This is a genomic window from Kordia sp. (genome assembly GCF_050633145.1).
Classification (GTDB): Bacteria; Bacteroidota; Bacteroidia; order Flavobacteriales; family Flavobacteriaceae; genus Kordia.
This window is the reverse complement of record NZ_JBOEFY010000008.1, coordinates 1,898-4,565: the sequence shown is the minus strand read 5'-3', so window position 1 is coordinate 4,565 and position 2,668 is coordinate 1,898. Positions and strand designations below refer to the sequence as shown.

The 2,668-nt window shown below is 46.7% G+C and carries 2 tRNA genes and 2 rRNA genes (1 of these 4 only partly in view); all 4 read right to left on the bottom strand.

What is annotated here, in order from left to right:
* A 23S ribosomal RNA gene (locus tag ACRBBL_RS05105) occupies positions 1 to 1,856 on the bottom strand; the annotation flags it as partial.
* 117 nt (positions 1,857 to 1,973) lie between these two features.
* Positions 1,974 to 2,047: transfer RNA gene (locus ACRBBL_RS05100), tRNA-Ala, on the bottom strand.
* 92 nt (positions 2,048 to 2,139) lie between these two features.
* Positions 2,140 to 2,213, bottom strand: a tRNA-Ile gene (locus ACRBBL_RS05095).
* Between the two features lie 93 nt (positions 2,214 to 2,306).
* Positions 2,307 to 2,668, bottom strand: a 16S ribosomal RNA gene (locus ACRBBL_RS05090) (it continues 1,194 nt past the right edge of the window).

The window sequence follows — 2,668 nt, the reverse complement described above, 5'->3', positions numbered from 1 at the left end:
GCCGCCGTTTACTGGGGCTTCAATTCAGATCTTCGCCGAAGCTAAACCCTCCTCTTAACCTTCCAGCACCGGGCAGGTGTCAGGCCTTATACATCATCTTTCGATTTAGCAAAGCCCTATGTTTTTGATAAACAGTCGCCTGGACCTTTTCACTGCGGCCCATCCGAAGATGGGCGACCTTTCTCCCGAAGTTACAGGTCGATTTTGCCTAGTTCCTTAGCCATGAATCTCTCGAGCACCTTAGAATTCTCATCCCAACTACCTGTGTCGGTTTACGGTACGGGCTGCTTCACTCGGTTTTCTTGGAAGTCGATTTGCTAGATTATCAGCGCGGCCGTAGCCTTACTGTACTATCGAGGTGTTACCACTCTCTTCAACGCACTATTCCGTCAGTGCGCACTAACTTTTCGCCTCCGTCACTTTTAGTGTGAGCAGGTACAGGAATATTAACCTGTTGTCCATCCACTACCCCTTTCGGGTTCGCGTTAGGTCCCGACTAACCCTCAGCTGATTAGCATAGCTGAGGAAACCTTAGTCTTTCGGTGTGCGGGTTTCTCGCCCGCATTATCGTTACTTATGCCTACATTTTCTTTTCTATCCGCTCCAGCAGTCCTCGCAGACCACATTCTGCGCAGATAGAATGCTCCCCTACCACTCCATTGGAGTCCATAGCTTCGGTAATATACTTATGCCCGATTATTATCCATGCTCGACCGCTCGACTAGTGAGCTGTTACGCACTCTTTAAATGAATGGCTGCTTCCAAGCCAACATCCTAGCTGTCTAGGCAGTCAAACCTCGTTTATTCAACTTAGTATATATTTGGGGACCTTAGCTGATGGTCCGGGTTCTTTCCCTCTCGGACATGGACCTTAGCACCCATGCCCTCACTGCATTAAAACATTTTATAGCATTCGGAGTTTGTCAGGAATTGGTAGGCGGTGAAGCCCCCGCATCCAATCAGTAGCTCTACCTCTATAAAACTATTAATACGCTGCACCTAAATGCATTTCGGGGAGTACGAGCTATTTCCGAGTTTGATTGGCCTTTCACCCCTACCCACAGGTCATCCGAAGACTTTTCAACGTCAACCGGTTCGGTCCTCCACTGTGTGTTACCACAGCTTCAACCTGCCCATGGGTAGATCACACGGTTTCGCGTCTACCACTACTAACTATAGCGCCCTATTCAGACTCGCTTTCGCTACGGCTCCACACCTGAAGTGTTTAACCTTGCTAGCAACGGTAACTCGTAGGCTCATTATGCAAAAGGCACGCCGTCACTGATAAATCAGCTCCGACCGCTTGTAAGCGTATGGTTTCAGGGTCTATTTCACTCCCTTATTCAGGGTTCTTTTCACCTTTCCCTCACGGTACTAGTTCACTATCGGTCTCTCAGGAGTATTTAGCCTTAGCGGATGGTCCCGCCAAATTCACACAGGGTTACACGTGCCCCGCGCTACTCAGGATACCACTATCAATAATTAATCTTACCTATACGGGACTATCACCCTCTGCGGTCTGTCTTTCCAAACAGTTCTAATTTAATTAACATCAAATGTCGTGGTCCTACAACCCCAATATTGCCGTAACAACATTGGTTTGGGCTATTCCGCGTTCGCTCGCCACTACTAGCGGAATCACTTTTGTTTTCTTCTCCTCCGGGTACTTAGATGTTTCAGTTCTCCGGGTTTGCTCATCTTACGATGTGACATATCTTCAATATGCCGGGTTGCCCCATTCGGATATCTGCGGATCAATATGTATGTGCCACTCCCCACAGCTTTTCGCAGCTTATCACGTCCTTCTTCGCCTCTGAGAGCCTAGGCATTCCCCATACGCCCTTACTTAGCTTATTGTACTTTTTGCTCTTTATTATTTATTTTTGTTCTCTCGAAGATTATTTTTAATTAATCTCGTTTCTCTTTTATCTCAATATGTCAATGAACTTTTCCAACTATTAAATAGCTGATCGTGGAGAATATCGGAGTCGAACCGATGACCTCCTGCGTGCAAGGCAGGCGCTCTAGCCAGCTGAGCTAATCCCCCATAATTTAGTTATGAGTTATTAGTTATGAGTCTTGAGTAAAACTCCTAACAAACTCAACTTCTAAAATTTCCTTAATATAAGCACAAATTAGTAGTCTCAGGCAGACTCGAACTGCCGACCTCTACATTATCAGTGTAGCGCTCTAACCAGCTGAGCTATGAGACTCTACTTGTGTATATTGTGTTCAATTTCTTAATTAACAGCTAAGCAAAAACAATCTCTCGATCGTTCTTTAATAATTCTTCATCGTTGCTCTAGAAAGGAGGTGTTCCAGCCGCACCTTCCGGTACGGCTACCTTGTTACGACTTAGCCCCAGTTACTAGTTCTACCCTAAATAGCGCCTTAAAGCTACCATCTTCAGGTATACCCAACTTCCATGGCTTGACGGGCGGTGTGTACAAGGTCCGGGAACGTATTCACCGCGCCATTGCTGATGCGCGATTACTAGCGATTCCAACTTCACGAAGTCGAGTTGCAGACTTCGATCCGAACTTGGATAGGCTTTAAGAGATTAGCATGCTCTTGCGAGTTAGCGACCCTCTGTACCTACCATTGTAGCACGTGTGTAGCCCTGGACGTAAGGGCCGTGATGATTTGACGTCATCCCCACCTTCCTCTC